A 7,051-nucleotide genomic window follows, 5' to 3' on the forward strand; every position below is an offset into this window, starting at 1 on the left:
CAAACCGGCACCTGCAGCCCAGCCGGCGCCCGTGCGCCCCGCACCTGCTGCCACGGCTACAGCAGTCCAGCCCAGGCCGGCACCGGCAGCCGCCACCCAACCCGCGCCCGCTGCCACCCGCCCGGCGCCAGCAGCAGCAGCCCCCCAACCCAGGCCAGCGGCTGCGGCAGCACCCGCCCCCCGTCCCAAACCGGCGGCCACCGCTGCCAGATCGGCCGGCCCCAAACCGCCGGAATGGCGCACCTACGGCCCGATTCAGGTTGACTTCGCCAACTGGCAGCCTCTGGGCGGCAGCATGGTGGCCCCGGCCCTGAACAGCGCCGGCCAATCGATTTTCCTGGCGGTCAACTGCACGGCCGGCAAGCTCAATGCCACCGGCGAAGCTGGTGCCTGGAAGAGCTGGGATGCCCCGCAGAGCGAGTTTGAACAGCAATTGGTGAGAGACCTCTGCAGGGTCGGCGGCGGCTGAGCCCCGTCCAGCCCACGCGTGCCGGCCCGCCTGCCGCTCATGCCGCCCAGCGCAACGGCCATGGCTCCTGCAGATAGCGGCGTCCGGCCTCCCGGATCCAGAGCCGCTGGCTGCCGTCGTCGCTTTCGCTGATCAGCTCCTCCTGCACCAGCCGGCGCGCCAGCCAGCCCCAGCGCTCTCCCTCCGCAGCGGCGGTGTCCTCCGCACCGGAGTGATCGGCCAGGTCATCGGCCAGCCGGGGGAGATCCAGGCCCCGGCGCTCCTGCAGCAGGGTCAGCACCTGCGCCGCCTGCGCCGACCAGTCGATCGGCACCCCACGGCTGTGGCAACGGTCGCAGCGACCGCAGGGGGGCACCAGCTCGCCCACGGCCTCCAGCAAGGCCTGCTCGCGACAGCCCGTCCCCTCCGCCACCGCCTCCATGCGCCGCAGCTGTTGCTGGGCCAGTTCCAGCCGCAACCTCTCCTGCTCCTGCAGCTCCGGGGTCAGCTGCCGGCCGGAGGCGCGCATCGCCCAGCCCAGCGAGCGCCGGTCCATCGGATCAAAGAGCACCAGGCAGCGGGCGGGCTGGCCATCACGCCCCGCCCGCCCCGACTCCTGCAGGTACCCCTCTGCGCTGGCAGGCAGATCCAGATGCAGCACCAGTCCCACATCCGGGCGGTCCACACCCATGCCGAAGGCCACCGTGGCCACCAGCACCGGCCGCGGATGGTGCTGGAAGTGCTCAAGCGCCAGCAGGCGGCTTTCGGGGTCCATGCCGGCGTGATACGCGATCGCCTCCACCCCGGCAGCCGAGAGCCGCGCCGCCCAGTGCTCCACCGACCGCCGTGTGCGGGCGTAGATCAGCACCGCCCCGGACGCAGCCGCCACCGTGTCGAGCACCAGTGGCAGCGGATCAGGGGGGCGCCGCTGCATGGCGTACACGAGATTCGCGCGCCGGGCGGAGCGCACCTGCACAAGGGGGCGCCGCAGCTGCAGCAGCCGGATGATGTCGGCGCGGACGCGCGGCGCGGCCGTGGCGCTCAGCGCCACCAGGGGCACACCGGGACAGAGGCTGCGCAGCTGCCCGAGGCGGCGGTAATCCGGGCGGAAATCATGGCCCCAGGCGCTGATGCAATGGGCCTCGTCCACCGCCAGCGCCACCAGCCGGCCCTGCTCCAGCACGTCCTCCAGCAGGGCGCGGGTGGCTTCCGCCTGCAGCCGCTCCGGTGCCAAGTAGAGCAGGCGCAGGCGATTGTCGGCGAGGCGATGCAGAAGCTGCCGCCGCGACCCGGCATCGAGCCCCTGGTGAAGGCAGGCGGCCGGGATGCCGCGGCGCTGCAGCTGCGCCACCTGGTCCTGCATGAGGGCCACCAGCGGCGACACCACCAGCACCAGGCCCTGCCGCACCAGGGCGGGCAGCTGAAAACAGAGCGACTTCCCACCACCGGTGGGCAGCACCGCCAGACAGTCGCGACCCGCCAGGAGGGCCTCCACCACCGGGCGCTGACCGGGCCGGAAGCGCGACCAGCCGAAATGACGCTCCAGGGAATCCTCGAGCGCTTCCATCGCCAAACCGACCACAGCCCTGGTGCGGCCCGACCTTAGCGGCCCCAGATCTGGTGGCCAGGAACGCTCATGGCAAGGGCGGTGCGTCCAGCTGGTCGGGGCTCTCCTCCACCAGCTGCAGCCGCACCCGTTTGCCGCCGGCCAGCTCCCCCAACGACACCCGCAGGGTGCTACCGCTCAGGCTCTGGAGCACGGTCAGCATGGCCCGCAGGTGGGGCGTGCTGCTGCCGCTCTCCACCCAGAGGCGCTCCTGCAATCCCCCCAGCCGTCGCCAGCTGGTGTGCAGCTTCAGCACGGCACTTTCGAGCTGTTGCGCCTGCCCCACCGCATCGGCCAGCAAACCAAGTGCGTCGAGCCGCTGAGCCTCCTGCAGGGCTTTCTCCAGTTGCAGCTCCCCTTGCTGAAAGGCGCGCACCGCAGCCCCGGCCTCGGCCGCCTTGCTCAGCCAGCGGGCCGTACTGGTCACGTCCCTGACCCGGTCAAGCTCGGGTTCATCGCGCAGCGCCTGGCGCAGATCGTCCTGCTGGGCCTCGGGCAGCTTGGCCAGCTCCTTCACCAGTGGTGCAACGGCCCGCGGGGGCAGCAGGTTCTCCTGGGTGCGCTGGCGGATCTCCTCGGGCAGCAGCGGGCTGGTGGCCGCTGTGAATTCATCAGAGAGGCGCCGCACCTGCTTGCGGGTGATCTGCTGCCCCTCGTTGGCCGCTTCGCTGATCATCAGCTGCACCTCGGGGTCGGCCTGGGCCGTTTCGAGGAAGGCGCGCTTCGAGAAGTTGTTGACGCTGCTTTGCTCCAGCGGCCCATCGCCCACCAGGCTTTCGGCAGACTCCGCCAGCTGGATCAGCCCATAGGCCCGGGTCTTGCTGATCTCCCGCTCCCTGAGCCACTGCAGGAAGCCGGTACCCCGGCCCTCACCGCCGCGAACCTCGCGGTCGCGCACAGCGCGCAGGATGCGTCCCCGCCAGATCTCCGTCTGCAGGTCGAAGCGGTCGCACACCCCCCATGCCTCCTCCAGCCGCGCCAGGAACTCCATCGTGCTGATGTCGTCACGCTGGGGATCGGGGAGCTCGAGATCGAGGATGGGGGGCTCCAACAACGGCGGGGCGGCAGCAGCCGATCGTGCCACGCTCCGCCCGCCCCCATGGCGGCCCTGCTCCGGCGACGACGATTCATGACACGGGCACCTTTGGGCCCGCCGGCCTCGGGTATCTTCCGACTGGCAATCAACCTTCTCCAGCGCAGCGATGGCCATCTCCCGCGGCGACAAAGTGCGCATCAAGCGACCCGAGTCCTATTGGTTCAACGACGTCGGCACCGTGGCGTCGATCGACACTTCCGGCATCCGCTACCCCGTGGTGGTGCGCTTCGAGAAAGTGAACTACACCGGATTCAGCGGTTCGGAAGGCGGCATCAATACCAACAACTTCTCCGAAGCCGAGCTCGAGAAGGCCTGAGTCCCAATCCCGGGGGCACATCCAGCATCTGCAGGGCTGCCCCCGCACACGGTCTGATCCACAGGCGATTCTCTCCACCAGTCGCCTGCCTAGAAGCAGCATGTTTTTCGCTGGCCGTTCTGACCCCGCAGTGGCTTCCATCAGCCCACCTTGGTGCGGCGCTTGCTGAGCCTGCGGCCCTCAGTTGAAGCCTTCCTCTCCCAACCCGAAGCCTTTTCTTCAAAGGCCAATCCAACACGTCGGGCCCCACCGCTGGGGCCGCCCCTATCCAGCAGCTGGCTTGAGTGGTCTATCCACCATTCTCCAGCTGCACAACCGCAGATCAGAGACGTCACTGCCATCTCGGGCTTGATTCTCCAGCTCGATCCATCAGTCCCCCTACAGCCTTGGGCTGTTCTGTGCGTGCGCGTTCCTCTGGCCGCCTACTCCCCCTCGACGCGGGCAACCCCAGAGGCAGCCCCGCACCTGTGGGCTCGGCGCGCCGGCATGGGAGCCTGAAGCAACGCGCCAGAAACCGTCTTGCCGGAGCTGCCTGAAGTCGAAACCGTGCGTCTCGGCCTCGAGCGACAGTTGGCGGGCTTCACGGTGGAGCGCGTCAGTGTGCTGAGAGCAAGGGCTGTGGCCCATCCCGCCGACCCCGAAGCGTTCTGTCGTGCCCTTGAAGGCACCCAGGTGGGTCTGTGGCAGCGCCGTGGCAAGTATCTGTTGGCCAGCCTCAGCCGCGATGGCGAGCCCGCCGGCCTGTGGGGTGTGCACCTGCGCATGACAGGCCAGTTTCAGTGGCTTGATCACGAGCGCGAACCATGCAGCCACACGCGCGTGCGGTTCCACGACTTCCAGGGTCACGAACTGCGCTTCGTGGACACGCGCAGCTTCGGCCAGATGTGGTGGATTCCTGCGGGCAGCGAGCCCAGCCAGGTGATGCACGGCCTCAGCCGTCTCGGTCCTGAACCGTTCAGTCCGGCGTTCAACGCCGCCTACCTGCAGCAACGCCTGAAGGGGTCGCAGCGACCGATCAAGAACGCCCTGCTGGATCAGGCGCTGGTGGCCGGCATCGGCAACATCTATGCCGATGAATCTCTGTTCACCGCGGGCATCGATCCGCACACCCCCAGCGGCAGGCTTGGGGTGGCGCAGCTTCACCGGCTCCACCAGGCCGTGGTGCGGGTGCTGCAAACGAGCATCGGAGCGGGAGGCACCACCTTCAGCGATTTCAGAGATCTCAGCGGCACCAACGGCAACTACGGCGGCATGGCCTGGGTGTACCGACGCGGCGGCCAGCCCTGCCGGACGTGCGGAACACCAATCCAACGGGAGCGGCTGGCTGGGCGAGGAACCCACTGGTGCCCGTCCTGCCAGCATTGAAGGGCTGCGATCTGCCGATGCCTTTCGATCCACCCACAACCGCTGAGGCTCTGGCCAGCCTGATCCGGGACCTTCATCGCCGCGGCTGGTGTGATGGCACCGGTGGCAATTTCAGTTGCGTACTGAGCAGGGATCCTCTGCGGCTGCTCATGGCGCCCAGCGGGATCCACAAAGGTTCTGTTCGTGGCGCCGACCTGGTGCAGGTGAACGAAGCGGGAGCTGTGGTGGAGGGCAACGGACGGGCCAGCGCAGAGACGCTCTTGCACCTGGAGATCGTGCACACCTGCGGTGCGGGTGCTGTGCTCCACACCCATTCACCGGCGGCAACCCTGCTTTCGCGCCTGGCTCTCCAGAGCCATCAGCACAACGAACATGGCCCTGCGGGGGTTGTGTTTGAAGGGCTGGAGATGATGAAGGGACTGGAAGGCATCACCACCCATCACAGCCGCGTGGTGCTGCCGGTGGTACCGAACGACCAGGATCTGCGTCGGCTGAGTGACCTTGCCTCCCCTTTGCTCAACGACGCCCCCCATGGCCTGCTGGTCGGCGGCCATGGGCTTTATGCCTGGGGCAGCAATCTGTTCACAGCCCAACGGCACGTGGAAATTCTTGAGTTTCTCCTTGATCAGACATGGAGAGAATTGGTGGTCAAGTCCCTGCACCCGACAGCACCTGCCCACTCAACACCGGCGCCATAGCCATGACGTCCACTCTCCCGGCTCGCACAGCCATCAGCCACATCCTTCTTGATATCGAAGGCACCACCTGTCCTTTCGATTTTGTGAAAGACACGCTCTTCCCCTATGCCGCAGATCAGCTGGAAGGCTTCCTTGCCGCAGAAGCCAGCACTCCCCAAGTACAGGTCCTGCTTCAGGCCGTCGAGCAGGCCTGGGAGCAAGAGGATCACAACGAAGCGCTTGAGCTGCTGGCAAAGGCTCGATTGAGCGCCAACGGCTCAACGGCGCAACGCCTGCTGCCCTATCTGAAGTGGCTGATTCAGTGCGACAGGAAACTGACTCCGCTAAAGGATCTCCAGGGGCTCATCTGGGAACGTGGCTATGCGGCCGGCCACCTGTGCGCCCCCCTCTTCGAAGACGTTCCACCAGCGCTGCAGCGCTGGACGCGGATGGGAATAGAGCTTGGGGTGTATTCCTCAGGATCGGTAAAAGCGCAACAGTTGCTATACGGACACAGCGTTGCCGGCAATCTCCAACCACTCTTCGCCGCCTGGTTCGACACCCGCATCGGCGCCAAACAAGAATCCTCCAGCTACACCAGAATCGCCACCCAACTGAAGGTAGAGTCCGAACACATTCTATTCATCAGCGATGCGATCGCGGAGTTGGACGCCGCCAACATCGCTGGCATGCACCCCCTGCTCAGCGACCGGCCCGGCAATCCCTCCCGCGAGGCAGGCACGTTTCCCGTTGTTCAGTCTTTCGCCGGCGTCTATTCCGGGTGATTCCATCCTCCAACAGGAACGTTCCCACACTCCAGCCGATTGCCCCAAGGCTGATGAAAAGTTAAAGCAGGGGTGCTGGCTGGCGCCGCGCCATCGCCAGCAGGGCCGTGATGCCATGCATCACCCACCGCCTGCAAACCGGCTCGGATCGACGAAACATCCACCAGCCTCAGTAGTTTGAGCCCTGCAGATAGCTTCACGGTGGGTTATGAGACGGCCGGGTTGAGCGCCACTGAGCCCAGTACCTGCTGACCCGACCGCGGGGGCTCTCACCTGAGCAGGTGAGCCGCTGGCGTCAAGCCGCTCAAGATACCAACGCACCAAGCCGGTGCTGACGATGGCCGAGCAGAACGGGTACGAAAGGCTCCGTGCCTAGGACAAGCGGGGGTACGCCTCTTGCACCAGGCAGGGCAGTGCCTCCACCGCGGGAGGGGCACAGCTGCCGCACAAACCGCGCGCCCTGCTCCTTCACGAGCGATTCATAGTGATGCCCAGCATGTGTCTTGAATCTGCCCCACCAGCAATCCATCCTCCAGCCAACACGCAACCAACAAAAAAGCCACCCTTTCGGGTGACTTTCAGTGTTTTGCTTCTCTCGATTCATCATCATCAGATGACAAGCTCGATCAAAGCAAAACTTGGTAGGAATGAAAAGTTTTATCCTGGCATTGAGCTATTTTTGCAGGAAGCTACCCTCCAACTATCTTCGCCGCTACTGCGTTTCACAACCGAGTTCGAGATGGATCGGAGTGGGGCCA

The 7,051-nt window shown here is 66.2% G+C and carries 6 protein-coding genes and 1 pseudogene; 5 read left to right on the top strand and 2 right to left on the bottom strand.

All coding sequences use genetic code 11. The features are described 5' to 3' along the window. A pseudogene (locus KBY86_RS15040) lies at positions 1-469 on the top strand (peptidoglycan-binding protein); the annotation flags it as partial. Positions 470-506: 37 nt separating this feature from the next. Here the strand turns inward: KBY86_RS15040 and KBY86_RS15045 are convergent. Continuing rightward, entirely contained in the window at positions 507-2,015 is a 1,509-nt protein-coding gene (locus KBY86_RS15045; RefSeq protein WP_255141728.1) for an ATP-dependent DNA helicase RecQ, read from the bottom strand. Positions 2,016-2,082: 67 nt separating this feature from the next. Beyond that, entirely contained in the window at positions 2,083-3,045 is a 963-nt protein-coding gene (locus KBY86_RS15050; RefSeq protein ID WP_233132729.1) for a hypothetical protein, read from the bottom strand. A 211-nt stretch (positions 3,046-3,256) separates the two neighbouring features. Here KBY86_RS15050 and KBY86_RS15055 point away from each other — a divergent pair, with 211 nt between their 5' ends. The 4 genes from KBY86_RS15055 to mtnC all read left to right on the top strand — a co-directional run bounded on the left by KBY86_RS15055 (position 3,257) and on the right by mtnC (position 6,293). Continuing rightward, positions 3,257-3,466 carry a photosystem I reaction center subunit IV gene (locus tag KBY86_RS15055; RefSeq protein WP_094510007.1) on the top strand — a complete coding sequence of 70 codons (210 nt, stop codon included), beginning with the start codon at positions 3,257-3,259 and terminating at the stop codon, positions 3,464-3,466. A 519-nt stretch (positions 3,467-3,985) separates the two neighbouring features. Next, a complete protein-coding gene (locus KBY86_RS15060; protein WP_255141729.1) occupies positions 3,986-4,831 on the top strand; it encodes a DNA-formamidopyrimidine glycosylase in 846 nt (281 codons plus the stop codon). 17 nt (positions 4,832-4,848) lie between these two features. Next, the gene (gene mtnB / locus KBY86_RS15065; RefSeq protein ID WP_255141730.1) at positions 4,849-5,529 is read left to right on the top strand and encodes a methylthioribulose 1-phosphate dehydratase; all 681 of its coding nucleotides are present in this window, start codon (positions 4,849-4,851) and stop codon (positions 5,527-5,529) included. A 2-nt stretch (positions 5,530-5,531) separates the two neighbouring features. After that, a complete protein-coding gene (mtnC, locus tag KBY86_RS15070; RefSeq protein WP_255141731.1) occupies positions 5,532-6,293 on the top strand; it encodes an acireductone synthase in 762 nt (253 codons plus the stop codon). The last annotated feature ends 758 nt before the right edge of the window (positions 6,294-7,051 follow it).

The sequence above is a fragment of the Synechococcus sp. Lug-A genome (assembly GCF_024345655.1).
Lineage (GTDB): Bacteria > Cyanobacteriota > Cyanobacteriia > PCC-6307 > Cyanobiaceae > MW101C3.

Excerpts from the sequence above, each read along its gene's own strand:
- KBY86_RS15055 (WP_094510007.1), top strand. The coding sequence starts at position 3,257 with ATGGCCATCTCCCGCGGCGACAAAGTGCGCATCAAGCGACCCGAGTCC.
- mtnB (WP_255141730.1), top strand. The coding sequence starts at position 4,849 with ATGCCTTTCGATCCACCCACAACCGCTGAGGCTCTGGCCAGCCTGATC.
- KBY86_RS15045 (WP_255141728.1), bottom strand. The coding sequence starts at position 2,015 with ATGGAAGCGCTCGAGGATTCCCTGGAGCGTCATTTCGGCTGGTCGCGC.
- mtnC (WP_255141731.1), top strand. The coding sequence starts at position 5,532 with ATGACGTCCACTCTCCCGGCTCGCACAGCCATCAGCCACATCCTTCTT.
- KBY86_RS15050 (WP_233132729.1), bottom strand. The coding sequence starts at position 3,045 with ATGGAGTTCCTGGCGCGGCTGGAGGAGGCATGGGGGGTGTGCGACCGC.